Raw genomic sequence first — 15,793 nt, 5'->3', positions numbered from 1 at the left:
GCCGCGGCGCTAAGCGGTCGCGATGGAGCTCTGGGTCATCCTCGCCATCGCCGCGGCCGCGTTCCAGACGCTCCGCTTCATGCTCCAGAAAAAGCTCAGCATGGGCACTCTCAGCGCCGGGGGCGCGACGCTCGCGCGGTTCTGGTATTCCGTGCCCTTCGTCACCGCCCTTCTCGCCGCGTATCTGCTGGCCCGCGACCTGCCCGTGCCACAGGTCGCGCCGCACTTCTGGCCCTATGCCCTGGCGGGCGGTGCCAGCCAGATCCTCGCGACCTGGTGCGTGGTCGCGCTCTTCGCGCAGCGCAATTTCGCGGTCGGGATCACCTTCAAGAAGACGGAGGTCATGCAGACGGCGCTCGCGGGCTTCGTGGTCCTGGGCGATCGGGTCTCCGCGATCGGCATGGGCGCGATCCTCATGGGCCTGATCGGCGTGCTCGCCTTGTCGGAGACGGCCACGCTGGGCGGCCGCCTCCGGGACGGCCTGCGAAGCCGCGCCACGATCCTCGGCCTGTGCTCGGGCGCGTTCTTCGCCATTTCCGCGGTCGGCTATCGCGGCGCCACCCTCGCCGTGGAAAGCCCCGACCCGCTCCTCCGGGCGGGCCTCTCCCTCGCGATCATCACCGTCCTGCAGACCCTGTCCCTCTCCGCATGGCTCGCCTTTCGGGAAAAGGGGCAGGTGGCGCGGGTCGCCGCCGCGTGGCGCGGGGCTGTCTGGATCGGCCTGAGCGGGATGGCCGGAAGCCTGTGCTGGTTCACCGCCTTCACGCTGCAGAACGCCGCGATGGTGTTCGCGGTGGGACAGGTCGAGGTGATCTTCTCCATCTTCGCCGCGACGCTGGTCTTCGGCGAACGGATCACCCGGCGCGAGGCGGTGGGAATGACGCTCATCACCCTGTCGGTACTCGTCGTGGTCGCCGTGCGCTGAATGGCCACCCCGGCGCGCGACCATCTTTCCGCCCCCCATTGACGCGGCGCGCCCGGCATCGCAATGCTGGTCCCGCATGGTGCCCCTCACGACGCGGCCAAGCCGCGGGGGCTGAAATGGGAATGCGGGACCGGGGGATCCGATCAGGAACCCGGCAGACCGCAGCCGCCCCCGCGACTGTACGCGGCGAGCGGACCTCGAAGATGCCACTGGGCGCCTGCCCGGGAAGGCCGAGGTTCGCCGTGACCCGCAAGCCAGGAGACCAGCCACGCACCGGACGCGACATCGTCCGGCCTGACGAACGGACGGGGTGTTCCGGTGATGGGTCAGAATGCGGCGGCGTCGCAATCCCCCCTCGACGAACTCCCCCTTTCAAGAAGTGACCGGAAGGGGACAGACATGAAACGACTTCTTACGACCGCCGGGGCCGCGCTCGCCGCCACGCCCGCACTCGCCCACCACCCGCTCGGCGGGACGGAGATGACCACGTTCGCCCACGGGCTGCTTTCGGGCGTCGGCCATCCGGTGCTGGGCTTCGACCATCTCTTCTTCGTCGCCCTGGTGGGGATCGTCGCGGCGTTCGCGGGCCGGGCCTTCACCGGGCCGCTCGCCTATCTGGCCGCGATGCTCGCCGGCGTGCTGCTGACCACCTTCGGCCCCGCCCTGCCGCTGACCGAGGCGGTGATCGCCGTTTCGCTGCTCGGCCTGGGCGCCGTGGCGCTGTCGGGCCGCGCGCCCTCCGCGCCGGTCGCGATGGCGCTCTTCGCGGGCTTCGGCCTCTTCCACGGCGCCGCCTTCGGCGGCGCGATGGCCTCGGCCGAGGCGGGCGCGATGGGCGCCGTCCTTCCGGGCTACCTGCTCGGGCTCCTCGCCGTGCAATACGCGATCGCCGTAGGCGCCGGCCTCGCCCTGCGCCGTCTCGCGTCCGCCGCGGCCGCGACCGCGCTCGAGCCGCGCCTCGCCGGTGCCGTCGTCGCGGGGGTGGGGCTCTTCCTCACGCTCGAGACGGCCGAAGGCGCCATCTTCGGCGCGCTCGGCTGGGGCTGAGCCCTCGATGTCGGGCGTACGCACGACCTGTGTACGCCCGCTGCACACCCGCCATACCCCGTATGCACGGGCGCCTGACGCCCGCTGCACGCGGATCCGACATTCCGTGTACGCCCCGTGTACGTTCCGTGTACGCCGTTTCACCCGCTGAGAGGCTCCCAGATGCCCGCCAAGATCCCCGCCACAATCGTCACCGGCTTCCTCGGATCGGGCAAGACGACGCTGATCCGTCACCTCCTGAACAATGCGGAAGGGCGGAAGATTGCCTTGATCATCAACGAGTTCGGTGATCTCGGCGTCGATGGCGACATCCTCAAGGGCTGCGGCGACGCCACCTGCACCGACGACGACGTGATGGAGCTCTCGAACGGCTGCATCTGCTGCACCGTCGCCGAGGATTTCGTGCCGACCCTAGAAAAACTGTTGTCACGCAAAGACTTGCCGGATCACATCGTGATCGAGACCTCCGGTCTCGCCCTGCCGCAGCCGCTCGTCCAGGCCTTCAACTGGCCCGAGATCTCCACCCGCGTCACCGTAGACGGCGTCGTCACCCTCGTCGATGGCAAGGCCGTGGCGGAGGGCCGTTTCGCCCACGATATCAACGCGGTAGACGCTCAGCGCGCGGCCGACGACAACCTCGACCACGAGACCCCGCTCTCCGAGCTGTTCGAGGATCAGATCGCCTGCGCCGACCTCATCGTCGTCAACAAGTCAGACCTCCTGGAACCCATTGAGGCCAAAAGCCTTTCCGACCGCCTGCGCACAGAATCCCGCCCCGGCGTCCAGGTCGTCTCGACCTCGATGGGCGTCCTGCCCGCCGACGTCCTCCTCGGCCGGTCCGCGGCGGCGGAGACCGATCTCGACGCCCGCGACGCTCCCCACCACCATCACGGAGAGGACGGGGAGCATGACCACGATCACGACGAGTTCGAGAGCTTCGTCGTGACCCGCCCCGAAATTGCCGATCCGAAAGCTTTCGCCGATCTTGTGGCGCAAACGATCCGCAGCCACGATATCTTGCGTCTGAAGGGGTTCGCGGCGGTGACGGGCAAGCCCATGCGCCTGACCATCCAGGCGGTGGGTCCGCGCGTCGACAGCTACTACGACCGGCCGCTCGGCGGATCGGAACGGGAGACGCGGCTCGTCGTCATCGGCGAAGCCGGGCTCGACCGCGCCGCGATCACCGCGGCGCTGTCGGCGTGAGATCAGGTCTCGTCGTCGTGCCCGTCCTTGGCATGACCTTCCGGACCGCGGATATTCTTGCCCTCCTCGTCGATGGCAAGGCTCTCCTCGCCCGTCGCCGGCTTGTCGAACTTGGTCTTGCCCTTCGGGTCATCCTCGTTCTTCGCGGGCTTGTCGCTCGCCTCGGATCGATCCACCTCGTGGTCCGGCGCGGTTTTCATCTCGTCGTCATCCATGGTGTCGCTCTTTGCCCCATCATATGGCGCCGTGCCCGGGGCCCGGCAAGTCGCATGCCCCTGATCGTCGAAGAAGCCGATCCCGGCGCACCGGGCGCCGCCGCGCTCCTCAGGATGAGCCACGAGCTCATGGAGAGCCTGTTTCCGCCCGAAGAGAACCATTTCCTCGATATCGAGGCCCTGCGCGCGCCACACATGCGCTTCTTCGCCGCACGGCAGGGCGCGGACGTGGTGGGGACCATCGCGCTCGCCATCCGCGACGGCTGGGGCGAAGTGAAGTCGATGTTCGTGGCCGACCTCGCGCGCGGCACCGGAGCGGCCGACGCCCTGCTGCGCCAGGTGGAGGATCGCGCCCGCGAAGAAGGGCTCGAAGTGCTTCGTCTCGAGACCGGCGACGCGCTTCGCGCGGCACGAACCTTCTACGCACGGCACGGTTTCCGGGAGCGGGAGCCGTTCGGCGAATACACCGCCAATGCAAGCAGCATCTTCATGGAAAAATCCCTGGAGACTTGAGGCCCGATCCGGGCCCGGAGACGCCATCATGCACCTTCTCGCCGCCACGCCCGGGGCCATTGACGACGGTACCGAAGCCGTCGATCCGGGACAGAGCCCCGCCGACCTGGTGATCCTTTCGGCCGCCGATACCGATCTCGCCGTGCTTTCCCTCGCGCGGTCCGAGATGACGGCGCCGCCTTCGCTTCGTCTCGTCAATCTTGCCCATCTGCGCCACCCGATGTCGGTCGACCTGCATCTGGCGAATTGCGCGGCGAAATCGCGAATGGTGATCGTCCGGCTTCTGGGCGGCGTCGGCTACTGGCGCTACGGCGTGGCGCAATATTCCGCGCGGCTCCATGCGGCGGGCGTGCCGCTGGTGCTCCTGCCCGGAGACGACAAGCCGGACGCGGAGCTGCGCGCGCTCTCCACCGTCTCGGACGAGGATTACGACGCCCTCTGGTCCTGCTTCGTGGAAGGGGGACCCGACAATGCCGCGACGCTCCTCGCCCATGCACGCGCGATGCTCGACGGAGAAGAGCGGCCCGGCCCCGCCCGCCCCCTGCTACGAGCCGGGCTCTACTGGCCCGGGACGGGGCAGACCGACCTCGCCTCCTTGCGCGGGAATTGGGTGGAGGGCGCGCCGGTGGCCCCCATCGTCTTCTACCGCGCCCTCGTGCAGGGCGCGGGGCTCGCACCGGTCAACCGGATGGTCAAGGCGCTCCTCCGGGCGGGACTGAACCCGCTGCCGGTTTTTGTGGCGTCGCTGAAGGACCCCGTCTCCGCCGCGACGCTGGAGCATCTCTTTACCGAAGCACCTCCGGCTGTGATCGTGAACCTCACGAGCTTCGCCACCGGCTCCCCCCATGCGGGCGAGGGGTCGGAGAACCCGCTCGCCGCGCCCTGGGCGAACGCCGCGCCGGTCCTCCAGGCCGTGCTCGCGGGATCGACGGAGGAAGCCTGGTCGGAGGGTCTGGCAGGCCTCTCGGCGCGCGACATCGCGATGAACGTGGCGCTGCCGGAGGTGGATGGACGCCTCCTCTCCCGCGCGATCAGCTTCAAGGACACGGCCTTCTTCGACGAGGCGACGGAATGCGCGATCGCCACCTACCGCCCCCAGGGCGACCGCATCGCCTTCGTGGCAGCGCTCGCCGCGAACTGGTCCGCGCTGCGGCATACCCCCGAGGAGGACCGCAAGGTCGCGCTGGTGCTCGCGAACTATCCTAACAAGGACGGGCGGCTCGCCAACGGCGTGGGGCTCGACACGCCCGCCGCGACCGTCGACGTCCTCGCGGCCCTCGCCGGGGCGGGCTACGGCGTGGCGGAGGCGCCGGCGCATTCCGACGCGCTGATGGCGGCGCTGATGGCCGGCCCCACGAACTGGCTCACCGACCGCGCGGAGCGGGCGGGCGGCGTGGCGCTGCCGATGGCGACCTATCTCGAGCATTACCGCGCCCTTCCCTGGGACGTCCGGAGCGGGATCGAGAGCCGCTGGGGCCCGCCCGAGGACGATCCGTTCGTCACGCAGGACGGCTTCAAGCTGGCCGTGCTCGATTACGGGAACGTGGTCGTCGGGCTGCAGCCTGCGCGCGGCTACAACATCGACCCGACGGAAACCTACCATGCGCCGGACCTCGTGCCGCCGCATAACTACCTCGCGTTCTATTTCTGGCTTCGGCACGTCCACGGCGCGCAGGCGATCGTCCACATGGGCAAGCACGGCAATCTGGAATGGCTGCCCGGCAAGTCGGTGGCCCTGTCGGACACCTGCCTGCCGGAGGCGGTCCTGGGGCCGATGCCACACGTCTACCCCTTCATCATCAACGATCCGGGCGAGGGAACGCAGGCCAAGCGGCGGGCGCAGGCCGTCATCGTCGATCACCTGACCCCGCCGCTGACGCGGGCGGAGACCTACGGCCCCCTGCGCGACCTCGAGGCGCTCGTCGACGAATACTACGAGGCGGCGGGCGTCGATCCGCGCCGGATCGCCCATCTCAGGGGCGAGATCCTCAGCTTGAGCCAGTCGACCGGCCTCGATCGCGACATCGGCATGAGCGGCGATGCGGAGACGGATCTCGCCAAGCTCGACGCCTATCTGTGCGAGTTGAAGGAGGCGCAGATCCGCGACGGGCTCCATATCTTCGGTCGGGCGCCGGAAGGGCGTCTCGCGCGCGATCTGGTGATCGCGCTGGCACGGATCCCGCGCGGGACGGGCAAGAATGGGGACGCGTCACTCCTGAGAGCCATGGCCGCGGATCTGGAGCTCGGCTTCGATCCCCTCGATTGCGACATGGCGGCGGCCTGGACGGGGCCGAGGCCCGAATGCCTTGCGGGAGACGGCGCCTGGCGCAGCCACGGCGACACGGTGGAGCGGCTGGAGATGCTCGCGCAACGGCTCTGGGACGGTGGGCGGGGCGATGCGGCGAAGCCGCGAGCGTCGTCCCCCGGCCCCGCCACGACGGCCGTGCTCGACGAGATCGCCACGCGGATCGCCCCAGCGGTCGAAGAATCCGGCCCGGCGGAGATGGCGGGCCTGCTGACCGCGCTCTCGGGCCGCGCGATCCCGCCCGGCCCGTCGGGCGCGCCCACGCGCGGGCGGCTCGACACACTGCCGACGGGGCGGAACTTCTATTCCGTCGACAGCCGCGCCGTCCCCACCCCCACCGCCTGGGCGCTCGGCTGGAAATCCGCCTCCCTCCTTGTCGAGCGGCACCTGCAGGACCAGGGCGACTGGCCGCGGAGCCTGCTTCTGACCGCCTGGGGGACGGCGAACATGCGCACCGGCGGCGACGACATCGCGCAGGCCCTCGCCCTGATGGGCGCGAAGCCCACATGGGACGCCGCCAACCGCCGCGTCACCGGCTTCGAGATCCTGCCCCTCGACGTTTTGGCCCGCCCCCGTGTGGACGTGACGCTTCGAATCTCCGGCTTCTTCCGGGACGCCTTCCCGCAGCTCATCGCCCTCGTCGACAGTGCCGCGCGCGCGATCCAGGCCCTCGACGAACCCGACGACATGAATCCCGCCGCCGCGCGGGCCCGTGCGGGCGAGGGGCAGGCGCGGGTGTTCGGCTCGAAGCCCGGTGCCTACGGCGCGGGACTGCAGGCGATGATCGACGAGCGGCTCTGGCGCGCGAAGGCCGACCTCGCCGACGCCTATCTCGGCTGGGGCGGCTATGCCTATGGCGCGGACGGCGAGGGACACGCCGACCGCCCCGGACTCGAGGCGCGGCTGGGACAGGCGGAGGCGATCGTGCAGAACCAGGACAACCGAGAGCACGACCTCCTCGACAGCGACGATTACTACCAGTTCGAAGGCGGCGCGGCGGCTGCGGTGGAATCGCTGCAGGGCCGCGCGCGACCGATCTATCACAACGACCATTCCCGCCCCGAACGCCCGGTAATTCGGACGCTTGAGGAGGAGGTCGGCCGCGTCGTACGATCACGGGTGGTCAATCCCAAATGGATCGAGGGCGTGAAGCGGCACGGCTACAAGGGCGCGTTCGAGATCGCGGCGACGGTGGATTACATGTTCGCCTTCGCGGCCACGACCGGCGCGGTGAAATCGCACCATTTCGACCTCGTCCACGCGGCGTTCCTCGAGGATGAGGAAACCCGCGACTTCATCGAGGAACACAACGCCCCGGCACTGCGCGAGATCGCGGCCCGGCTCTCGGAGGCCGTCGAGCGCGGCCTCTGGCAACCGCGCTCCAACTCGGCCCGCGCGATGCTCGAGGAATTCGCATGATCGTCCCGATCGCGCTTCTCCTCATCCTGCAGCTCGCAGGCGAAGTCCTGGTCCGCGCCCTCGGCCTGCCGGTGCCCGGCCCGGTCGTTGGCCTGATCTTCCTGCTGATCGCGCTCTTCGCCCGTCCGAAGCTGGAGGAGATGCTCAGGCCGGTGACGCGCACGCTTCTCGGCAATCTCTCGCTCCTCTTCGTGCCTGCCGGCGTCGGGATCGTGGGGCATTTCGGGACGCTCCGCGAGAGCGGGCTGGCGCTGATCGGGATCATCCTCGTCTCGACCGCGCTCGCCATCGTCGCCGGGGCCTGGACCTTCGCGCTCCTCGCCCGCACCGCGCCGGAGGACGAGGCGCAATGATCGAGATCTGGTCCTACCTCCGACAGGAAGAGCTTCTCTGGCTCTCGGCCACGCTCGTGGCCTACCTCTGCGGCACGCGGCTTTTCGAGCTCTCGGGCCGCTCCCCGCTCGTCAATCCCGTCCTCGTCGCGATCATCCTGCTTGGCGCGACCCTGATCCTGAGCGGCACGAGCTACGCGACCTATTTCGAAGGCGCGCAATTCGTCCACTTCATGCTCGGCCCCGCGACGGTATCGCTTGCCGTGCCACTCTGGGTGAACCGCAAGCGCGTGGGCCGCGTGCTCCTGCCCATGGCCGCGGCGCTCGTCGTGGGCTCGATGGTCGCGCTCCTGTCTGCCGTGGCGATGGGGATGGCGATCGGGCTCGACCGCATCTCCCTCATCTCGCTCGCGTCGAAATCGGTGACGGCCCCCGTGGCCATCGGCATCACCGAAGAGCTCGGCGGCGCGCCGACGCTGACAGCGATCCTCGTCATCCTCACCGGCATCGCGGGCGCGATCATGGTCACGCCGCTCCTGAATCTCGCGCGGCTGACGGATTGGCGCGCGCGGGGCTTCTCCGCCGGGGTCGCGGCGCACGGGATCGGCACGGCACGGGCCTTCCAGGTAAACGAGACGGCAGGCACCTTCTCCGGCATCGGAATGGGGCTCAACGCCGTCCTGACCGCGCTCGTCGCGCCCCTGATCGTTCGGCTCATCCTGTGAGCCGGGTCCGAGACATGCCAGAAAGATTGGAAACCGAGAGATGAGCGACGACGACCGCCACGCCGCGAAGATGGCCAAGAAGAAGGCCGCGCGCGACAAGATCATGGCCACGAAGACGGACGAGAAGGGTCTCGTCATCGTCCATACCGGCAAAGGCAAGGGCAAGTCCTCGGCCGCCTTCGGCATGATCTTCCGCTGCATCGCCCACGACATGCGCTCGGCCGTCGTTCAGTTCATCAAGGGCGGCATGTCGACGGGCGAGCGCGACCTGATCCTCGGACGCTTCTCCGACATCTGCGCCTTCCACACGATGGGCGAGGGCTTCACCTGGGAGACGCAGGACCGTTCCCGCGACACGGAGATGGCCGCGGCCGCCTGGGAAAAGGCCAAGGAGCTGATCCGCGATCAGGAGAATCGCATGGTGCTCCTCGACGAGATCAACATCGCGCTGCGCTACGAGTATATCGACGTGGCCGACGTGATCGCCTTCCTCGCGGAGGAGAAGCCACCGATGACCCATGTCGTGCTCACCGGGCGCAACGCGCATCCCGACGTGATCGAGGCGGCCGACCTCGTAACCGAGATGGAGCTCGTCAAGCATCCCTTCCGAAGCGGGATCAAGGCGCAGATCGGCGTGGAATACTGAGAATGGCCCGGGACCGCGCGCGGCGCGAACGGCTCCTTAATCTAGGCATGCGTAACGTCGTAACCCATGAAACGGATGCGTCGGATGTATGGCAGTGCGGTGATGGCGGCGGGGTTCGCTGCCTCGCTTCACTGCGCTCCCGCCATCGCGAGCCCCGTCCCCCTGGCGCAGATCCTTCGCGTCGATGCCCTGGGTTACGAATGCATCCGGCAGGATGAACTGGAGATCGCCTTCGCCGCGACCGGCAAGGGCGTCCGGCTGCCCCGCACCTGCCTTCCCGCGCCCTGCGACGTCCTGACCCGCGGCGAGCTTGGGGATTTCGTCATCGGCCGGCCGACGAGCGATTCCGAATGGGACGAGTACTACGCCCGTTACGCGGAGCATTGCCGCGCCGAGGTCACGCCTTTCGACGAGGAGGCACCCGCGCCGGGCGAATTCTGGTCGGGCCTCGTTCCGCCTGCGGATGTCGCGGGAACGCTCGTGGCGGCGGTCCTGCCCGGCGCGACGCCGCGCGGCGTCGCCGGTCCGTCGCCGGTCCTGACGGGCGGTCAGTCGATTGTCGGGCGCCATGATGACGGCGATCCCGCCGACCCGATCGCCCATTGGGGATTCGTGGAACCCGAGCGTCCCGGCGGCGATCCGAATGGCCCGCCACCGATCCCGCCGGCCATTCCCCTGCCCGCCGCGCTATGGCTGCTTCTCACGGCCGTCGCGGTGCCCGTCGCCACGCGCGGCCTTTCGCGCCCGTTCAGCGGCGGCGTCGATCAGGCGGTGCCGTAGGCCTCGGCGATTGCCACCTGCATCGCGTCAGCGGGCGTCCGGCCGCCCCAGCAGACGAGCTGGAACGCGGGATAGAACCGCTCCGCTGCCGCGACGGCGGAGGCGATCATCCGGTCGATCTGCTCCGGTCCCGCGACATAGCCCCCTGCGAGGACGAGGCCGTAGCGATAGACCATCAGCTTCGGCTCGTCCCAATAGGTGAACGCCCCGGCCCAGCAGGCGTCGTTGGCCGCATTCAGCACCTCGTAGAGCTCCGGCAGACGCTCCTCCGGTGGAGCGAGCTCGAAGGTGGAGACAAGCCGCAGACATTCCTCCCGCGGCGCCCAGGAGAGCGAGATCGAGTAGGTGCGCCACTGCCCGTCGACAACCATCGCGATCCGGTCTTCCGCGATCCGGTCGAAATCCCATTCGTGATGCTCTGCGAGGTGTTCGACGATGTCGATTGGGTCGATGTCGTCGATATGCATAAATTGCTCGGTCAGCGACATGCGCGGCCTCATGAGTTGCGGCCTGCGGGCGGATGCCCGGGGCTCGGTGCCTGCTCCGGGTCGGACGTTCTTCCTGTCCGTTCCCATTCACATATGGTGTGGGATGCGATTCGGTGTGTAAAGCCTTTCCTTGGGCTCCGACCCCGTAAGTTGTGGATTACTCCCGCCTCCTCGCCAGATATGGGGAGCCGTCCGAGCGATCAGAACGATTTGCGCGCGCGGAGCGCGGCGCCGATCGTGCCATCGTCGAGATAGTCGAGTTCGCCTCCTACGGGCACACCCTGGGCGAGCGACGTAACGGCAATGTCACGACCGGTCATCTGATCGGCGATGTAATGCGCCGTCGTCTGGCCTTCGACGGTCACGGCGAGCGCGAGGATCACCTCCTGCACCCCTTCACGATCCAGCCGGTCCAGAAGACGCGGGATGCCGAGTTCATCGGGTCCCACCGCGTCGAGCGCTGAAAGCGTGCCGCCGAGAACGTGGTAGCGTCCGCGAAAGACGCCCGACCGTTCCATCGCCCAGAGATCGGCCACGTCCTCCACGACGCATATTTCCCCGGTCTCGCGCTTTTCCGAGGTACAGATTGCGCAGACTTCCGTGGTCGAGACATTGCCGCAATTGAGGCAGTCCCGCACCCCCGCGGCCACGTCGCGCAAGGCGTCGGCCAGCGGCGTCATCAATTGCGCACGCTTGCGGATCAGGTGGAGGACGGCACGGCGCGCCGAACGGGGCCCGAGCCCCGGCAGCCGCGCCATCAGGTCGATCAGCGCCTGGATGTCGCGAGTATCTCCGCTCACCGGGTCCCCGGCGCGGACGACGGAGGATTCGACCCCGTCAGAATGGCAGCTTCATGCCCGGCGGCAGGCCGAGCCCCTCGGTCAGCTTCTGCATCTCCTCGCGGCTCTTCTCGGAGGCGCGCTGCTGCGCGTCCTTGATCGCGGCGAGGATCAGGTCCTCCACGACTTCCTTCTCGTCGGGATTGAAGATCGACGGATCGATATCGAGGCCCACCAACTCGCCCTTGGCGGTCGAGGTCGCCTTCACGAGCCCGGCCCCCGATTCGCCTTCCACGGTGATCCGCGCCAGATCCTCCTGCAGGCTCTCCATCTTGCCCTGCATCTCCTGCGCGGCCTTCATCATCTTGGACATGTCGCCCAAGCCGCCCATTCCCTTGAACATTGCGTTCTCCCGGCCTCTGATCCCTGCCCCTGAGATACGGTCGACACCGGCTCTCCGCAAGGCGGTCACTCCTCGGCGAAGGGATCCCATTCCTCGTCGACCTCGGGCAGCGCCTCCGCGGCGGCCTCCGCGGCAACCTCGTCATGCGTCCGGATGCCGAGGATCCGGGCCTTCGGGAAGGCGTTGCGGACCGCCTGCATCATCGGATGGGCCTCCGCCGCCTGCCTAAGCGCGTCGCTCTCCGCGTCGCGGGTCTCCGCGATGGTCGCCCCGCCGCCTTCCCCGGCGATGCTCACCGCCCAGCGCACACCGGTCCAAGTCTGAAGCCGCTGCGCGAGCCGCGCGGCGAGGTCGCGCGGCGCGCTCTCGGCGGGCTGGAACTCGATCCGCCCGGGAACGTAGCGCACGAGCCTCAGTCCGGTCTCCACGTCGATGAGGAGTTTCGCGTCGCGATTGGCCCGGATGAGTTCGACGACCTGATCGAAAGCGTGAAACCGCGCCAGCGCCGTTTCCGAGGCCGCGGCGACGGCCGGCGCCGCGCCGCCCGTGCGCCCACCCGGTACCGGACGCGCCTGCATGGACCCGCCCCCCGGAGACGGCGACGGGGTCGCGCCAGACGTTCCCGACGGGGCGGGGGGCGCGGGCGGCGCGTCGGAAAGCCGCCGCACCAATTCTTCAGGCGGCGGCAGGTCGGCCACGTGGGTCAGCCGGATGATCGCCATCTCGGCGGCCATCATCGCGTTCGGAGCTACGGCGACCTCCTCGAGCGCCTTGAGGAGCATCTGCCACATCCGCGTGAGACTGCGCATGGCGAGCCGGTCGGCCATGTCGCGGCCCCGGGCGCGTTCGTCGGGGCCCGCGGTCGGGTCGTCGGCCGCGTCGGGCGAGATCTTGATGACGCTGATCCAGTGGGTGATCTCGGCGAGCTCGCGCAGCACGGCGAGGGGGTCGGCGCCGTCCGCATATTGCGCCCCGATCTCGCTCAGCGCGCTCTTCGCGTCGCCCTGCATCACCAGGTCCATGAGGTCGAGCACCCGGCCGCGATCGGCGAGGCCCAGCATGGCGCGCACTTCCTCCGCGCCCGTCTCCCCGCCCGCACCATGCGCGATGGCCTGGTCCATCAGGCTCAACGCGTCCCGGACGGAGCCTTCCGCGGCACGCGTCAGGATCGCCAGGGCATCGTCCGCGACGACGGCGCCTTCCCGCCCGGCGATGCCCTTGAGATGCGCGATCATAGTTTCCGGCTCGATCCGGCGCAGATCGAAGCGCTGGCAGCGCGAGAGCACGGTGACGGGGACCTTCCGGATCTCGGTCGTGGCGAAGATGAACTTCACATGCGCCGGCGGCTCCTCCAGCGTCTTCAGGAGCGCGTTGAACGCGCTCGTCGACAGCATGTGGACCTCGTCGATGATGTAGATCTTGTAGCGCGCTGAGGACGGCGCGTATTGCACGGAGTTGAGGACGTTCTCGCGGATGTCGCCCACCCCGGTCTGGCTCGCCCCGTCCATCTCCAGCACGTCGACATGGCGGCTCTCGGCGATCGCCCGGCAGGGCTCGCAGACGCCGCAGGGCTGCGTGGTCGGTCCGCCCGTACCGTCGGGACCGATGCAGTTCATGCCCTTGGCGATGATCCGCGCGGTCGTCGTCTTGCCGGTGCCGCGGATGCCCGTGAGCAGGAAGGCCTGGGCGATCCGGTCGGCCTCGAACGCATTTTTCAGCGTGCGGACCATTGCGTCCTGCCCGATCAGGTCGGCGAAGGTCGCGGGGCGGTACTTGCGGGCCAGCACCTGATAGGCGGCGGGGGCGTCGGTCATGTCACCTCTCGGGGGATTCGTCGCACCGCCAGACCCTAGCCCGCACGCCTCCGGGCAGCCAGTGCAGGGGGCCATCGACATCGGGGGCGGTGAAACGACAGCGCCGCCCCGAAGGGCGGCGCATGTGGTGAGAGGCTGGACAACGACCCAAGCGGGGCTCGTTACGGCTGCTTCCTTCCGGACCTGACCGGGTTGGCGAGGCGCCTGCCCGCGCCAACCCCTCGCCGAGAAATCTATCGTCCCGTATCCGCCGTTTCAAGGGCATCGGAGGCAAGATCGACGCGCAGCCGCACGAATCCGGTCGGAAGCTGTTCCGGCGCGCCGATAGACAACCCCGCGAGATCGCGGAGATGCGCAATCGAACCGGGCCCGGTGAGCAGGTTGACGGAGGTGTGCGGCATCGGCGTGAAGGTAAATGCCTGTTTTTCGAAACGAATCGCTTGGCCGGTCCCGAGCAGATCGCGGATCGCGTCGTGAACCTCGACGCTCGAGTGCAACTCGAGCCGGCGGGTGGCACCGACGGGAAAGCCGCCCCCGCCCTGTGCGCGAAACTCGCTCAGCGCCAGGACAAAAATGTCGTCCTCTCGAACTTTCTTGCCGAGAAACCGCAGGTCGCGGACGCGCCAGGCGCGGGCGTCGAGCAATTGTCCCTGCGGCCCGTAGCGTGGTGGCCGCGAGAGATCGATCTCGAAGCCCACCCGGTCCGCGAGGTCGAGATCGAAGCTCGGAAAGCGCGGATCGATCAGGAGGGCGTTCGTCGCGCCGGGCGCGATCCTGTGAAAGGCGCTGACGCTGCGCTCGAGCCACTCGCGCAGCAGGCCTCCGCTCGCCTTCAGCGCCGCGATCCGGTTGGTATAGGGATAGAGGGTCAGAAGCTGGCCGAGTGTCACCTCGCCCGACGGGATGTCGACGTAGTTCTCGGGCCCGCCACGTCCGCCGCAGCGCACCGGCGCCGCGATCCCGATCACCGGCAGCTTCGCGTCCGGCGTGCCGCGCAGCAGCCGCTCGACGCAGATCCGCTGCGCACGGGCCACGAGTTCGATCGCCCGGCTCCGCCCGAGTTGTGCAAAATAGGAGGTGAGCGGCATATCTACGGAGCCCACGGGCCGGGCCGTCTCCCGGATGCTGCGCCGGTGCGCGCGATCCGTCGCCCGGAGGATATCGGGATTGTGGTGCGCGAGCGACCGGATCGCTCCATCGGCGCGTCGATCGGCGATCTTGTGACAGGCCGAGACGCTCCGTGTCATACGCCACCGGACCCCGTCCCAGTCGAGCGCGAGATCGATCCGCCCCACGTGCCGCCCCCAGCATCCCGGCATGATCGTGGGCACGCCCGCGAGGGTTCCCGCGACCGGATCGACCCCCTCCGCCGCGGCGTAGTCGCGTCCGGGGAAGACGCGGTGCCGGTGACCCAGGACGAGCGCGTCGATCCCCCCCGCCCGCGCGACGGCGAGGCCGACATCCTCGCTGCCCGGGACAGCCGGATCGGCCGGAGCGATCCCGGAATGGCAAAGCGCCACGACGAGATCGGCACCGGCCGCCCGGATCGCGGGAATCCAGGCCGCCGCTGCCTCGAGGATCCCGCGCACGATCACGCGCCCCTCGAGGTTATGACGGTCCCATTGCATGATCTGCGGCGGGGTGAAGCCGATCACCCCGATCCGGAGCGGCCGCAGCACGCCGCGCCCGTCCTGCGCCAGACGCTCGATCATCGTCCAGGGCACCGCGAGCGTGCTGTCCTCCACGGGCGATCGACCCAGCCGCGTCAGGACATTCGACGACAGGATCGGGAAACGTGCCTGCGCCATCGCAGCAGTGAGCGCGGGCAGGCCCGGGTTGAAATCGTGGTTGCCGAGCGCGGCCGCGTCGTAGCGCAGGGCGTTCATCGCGGCGATCACGGGATTGGGGTCGTCTCGTCGTGCCGCGTCGAACGCCTGGTCGCCGAGCATGTCGCCGGTGAGAAAATCGCCGTTGTCGAGGAGCAGACCACCCTGCACGGAAGCGCGAAGCCGGGCGATCACGCTGGCCGCGCGCGAAAGGCCGACCTCGACGTCCTCCTCGCCGGCGGGATAGTTGTAGCCCCTGAGGCGTGCGTGCAGATCGGTCGTCGCAAGCAGCCGTAACGTGCCCGTGACCGGTGGAGCCGGCTCGGTTGGAGGCGGCTGCCTCACGTCGTCCTTTGCTCGTCGAACCGGTCGG

At 68.9% G+C, this 15,793-nt stretch carries 15 protein-coding genes, 1 other RNA gene and 1 riboswitch; of the genes, 9 read left to right on the top strand and 7 right to left on the bottom strand.

Going from position 1 to position 15,793, the window contains the following annotated elements; all coding sequences use genetic code 11:
• The first annotated feature begins 22 nt into the window (after positions 1-22).
• The 3 genes from LX81_RS03840 to cobW all read left to right on the top strand — a co-directional run bounded on the left by LX81_RS03840 (position 23) and on the right by cobW (position 3,175).
• On the top strand, positions 23-925 hold the full coding sequence (locus LX81_RS03840) for an EamA family transporter (RefSeq protein ID WP_111535954.1): 903 nt from the start codon (positions 23-25) through the stop codon (positions 923-925).
• A gap of 61 nt (positions 926-986) precedes the next feature.
• A riboswitch (cobalamin riboswitch) is annotated at positions 987-1,211 on the top strand.
• A gap of 113 nt (positions 1,212-1,324) precedes the next feature.
• The gene (locus LX81_RS03835; protein WP_111535953.1) at positions 1,325-1,972 is read left to right on the top strand and encodes a HupE/UreJ family protein; all 648 of its coding nucleotides are present in this window, start codon (positions 1,325-1,327) and stop codon (positions 1,970-1,972) included.
• Between the two features lie 162 nt (positions 1,973-2,134).
• Positions 2,135-3,175 (top strand): cobalamin biosynthesis protein CobW, encoded by a 1,041-nt coding sequence (gene cobW, locus LX81_RS03830; protein ID WP_111535952.1) that lies wholly within the window; start codon positions 2,135-2,137, stop codon positions 3,173-3,175.
• Positions 3,176-3,177: 2 nt separating this feature from the next.
• Here the strand turns inward: cobW and LX81_RS03825 are convergent, their stop codons facing one another.
• On the bottom strand, positions 3,178-3,390 hold the full coding sequence (locus LX81_RS03825) for a hypothetical protein (RefSeq protein ID WP_111535951.1): 213 nt from the start codon (positions 3,388-3,390) through the stop codon (positions 3,178-3,180).
• Positions 3,391-3,444: 54 nt separating this feature from the next.
• Here LX81_RS03825 and LX81_RS03820 point away from each other — a divergent pair, with 54 nt between their 5' ends.
• The 6 genes from LX81_RS03820 to LX81_RS03795 all read left to right on the top strand — a co-directional run bounded on the left by LX81_RS03820 (position 3,445) and on the right by LX81_RS03795 (position 10,110).
• Entirely contained in the window at positions 3,445-3,903 is a 459-nt protein-coding gene (locus tag LX81_RS03820) for a GNAT family N-acetyltransferase (protein ID WP_111535950.1), read from the top strand.
• A gap of 28 nt (positions 3,904-3,931) precedes the next feature.
• Positions 3,932-7,627 carry a cobaltochelatase subunit CobN gene (cobN, locus tag LX81_RS03815; protein WP_111535949.1) on the top strand — a complete coding sequence of 1,232 codons (3,696 nt, stop codon included), beginning with the start codon at positions 3,932-3,934 and terminating at the stop codon, positions 7,625-7,627.
• Positions 7,624-7,980: a CidA/LrgA family protein gene (locus LX81_RS03810; protein WP_111535948.1), complete on the top strand. Its 357-nt coding sequence runs from the start codon at positions 7,624-7,626 to the stop codon at positions 7,978-7,980. Before cobN ends, LX81_RS03810 begins: the two co-directional genes overlap by 4 nt.
• Positions 7,977-8,684 (top strand): LrgB family protein, encoded by a 708-nt coding sequence (locus tag LX81_RS03805; protein ID WP_111535947.1) that lies wholly within the window; start codon positions 7,977-7,979, stop codon positions 8,682-8,684. The genes LX81_RS03810 and LX81_RS03805 overlap by 4 nt, the downstream gene beginning before the upstream one ends.
• A 40-nt stretch (positions 8,685-8,724) precedes the next feature.
• Positions 8,725-9,330 carry a cob(I)yrinic acid a,c-diamide adenosyltransferase gene (cobO, locus tag LX81_RS03800; RefSeq protein ID WP_111535946.1) on the top strand — a complete coding sequence of 202 codons (606 nt, stop codon included), beginning with the start codon at positions 8,725-8,727 and terminating at the stop codon, positions 9,328-9,330.
• Between the two features lie 84 nt (positions 9,331-9,414).
• Entirely contained in the window at positions 9,415-10,110 is a 696-nt protein-coding gene (locus LX81_RS03795; protein WP_111535945.1) for a hypothetical protein, read from the top strand.
• Here LX81_RS03795 and LX81_RS03790 read toward each other — a convergent pair.
• From LX81_RS03790 to LX81_RS03765, 6 genes are all read right to left on the bottom strand, one after another.
• Positions 10,095-10,598, bottom strand: a complete 504-nt coding sequence (locus LX81_RS03790; protein ID WP_111535944.1) for a type III secretion system chaperone family protein — start codon at positions 10,596-10,598, stop codon at positions 10,095-10,097. The two genes, LX81_RS03795 and LX81_RS03790, sit on opposite strands and share 16 nt — an antisense overlap.
• Before the next feature lie 200 nt (positions 10,599-10,798).
• Positions 10,799-11,398 carry a recombination mediator RecR gene (gene recR, locus LX81_RS03785; RefSeq protein WP_111535943.1) on the bottom strand — a complete coding sequence of 200 codons (600 nt, stop codon included), beginning with the start codon at positions 11,396-11,398 and terminating at the stop codon, positions 10,799-10,801.
• 37 nt (positions 11,399-11,435) lie between these two features.
• A complete protein-coding gene (locus LX81_RS03780; protein ID WP_111535942.1) occupies positions 11,436-11,780 on the bottom strand; it encodes a YbaB/EbfC family nucleoid-associated protein in 345 nt (114 codons plus the stop codon).
• 65 nt (positions 11,781-11,845) lie between these two features.
• Positions 11,846-13,594 carry a DNA polymerase III subunit gamma/tau gene (locus LX81_RS03775; RefSeq protein ID WP_111535941.1) on the bottom strand — a complete coding sequence of 583 codons (1,749 nt, stop codon included), beginning with the start codon at positions 13,592-13,594 and terminating at the stop codon, positions 11,846-11,848.
• A 125-nt stretch (positions 13,595-13,719) separates the two neighbouring features.
• Positions 13,720-13,818: signal recognition particle sRNA small type (gene ffs, locus LX81_RS03770), an RNA gene on the bottom strand.
• A gap of 9 nt (positions 13,819-13,827) precedes the next feature.
• The gene (locus LX81_RS03765; RefSeq protein WP_170133838.1) at positions 13,828-15,765 is read right to left on the bottom strand and encodes a 5'-nucleotidase C-terminal domain-containing protein; all 1,938 of its coding nucleotides are present in this window, start codon (positions 15,763-15,765) and stop codon (positions 13,828-13,830) included.
• Positions 15,766-15,793: the final 28 nt, after the last annotated feature.

This window comes from Palleronia aestuarii, from assembly GCF_003253995.1.
In the GTDB taxonomy this organism is placed as follows: Bacteria; Pseudomonadota; Alphaproteobacteria; order Rhodobacterales; family Rhodobacteraceae; genus Palleronia; species Palleronia aestuarii.
This window is presented reverse-complemented; position numbering and strand designations above follow the sequence as displayed.

Excerpts from the sequence above, each read along its gene's own strand:
- cobN (WP_111535949.1), top strand. The coding sequence starts at position 3,932 with ATGCACCTTCTCGCCGCCACGCCCGGGGCCATTGACGACGGTACCGAA.
- LX81_RS03835 (WP_111535953.1), top strand. The coding sequence starts at position 1,325 with ATGAAACGACTTCTTACGACCGCCGGGGCCGCGCTCGCCGCCACGCCC.
- LX81_RS03825 (WP_111535951.1), bottom strand. The coding sequence starts at position 3,390 with ATGGATGACGACGAGATGAAAACCGCGCCGGACCACGAGGTGGATCGA.
- LX81_RS03780 (WP_111535942.1), bottom strand. The coding sequence starts at position 11,780 with ATGTTCAAGGGAATGGGCGGCTTGGGCGACATGTCCAAGATGATGAAG.
- LX81_RS03820 (WP_111535950.1), top strand. The coding sequence starts at position 3,445 with ATGCCCCTGATCGTCGAAGAAGCCGATCCCGGCGCACCGGGCGCCGCC.
- LX81_RS03810 (WP_111535948.1), top strand. The coding sequence starts at position 7,624 with ATGATCGTCCCGATCGCGCTTCTCCTCATCCTGCAGCTCGCAGGCGAA.
- LX81_RS03805 (WP_111535947.1), top strand. The coding sequence starts at position 7,977 with ATGATCGAGATCTGGTCCTACCTCCGACAGGAAGAGCTTCTCTGGCTC.
- LX81_RS03840 (WP_111535954.1), top strand. The coding sequence starts at position 23 with ATGGAGCTCTGGGTCATCCTCGCCATCGCCGCGGCCGCGTTCCAGACG.
- LX81_RS03795 (WP_111535945.1), top strand. The coding sequence starts at position 9,415 with ATGTATGGCAGTGCGGTGATGGCGGCGGGGTTCGCTGCCTCGCTTCAC.
- LX81_RS03790 (WP_111535944.1), bottom strand. The coding sequence starts at position 10,598 with ATGTCGCTGACCGAGCAATTTATGCATATCGACGACATCGACCCAATC.
- LX81_RS03775 (WP_111535941.1), bottom strand. The coding sequence starts at position 13,594 with ATGACCGACGCCCCCGCCGCCTATCAGGTGCTGGCCCGCAAGTACCGC.
- cobO (WP_111535946.1), top strand. The coding sequence starts at position 8,725 with ATGAGCGACGACGACCGCCACGCCGCGAAGATGGCCAAGAAGAAGGCC.
- cobW (WP_111535952.1), top strand. The coding sequence starts at position 2,135 with ATGCCCGCCAAGATCCCCGCCACAATCGTCACCGGCTTCCTCGGATCG.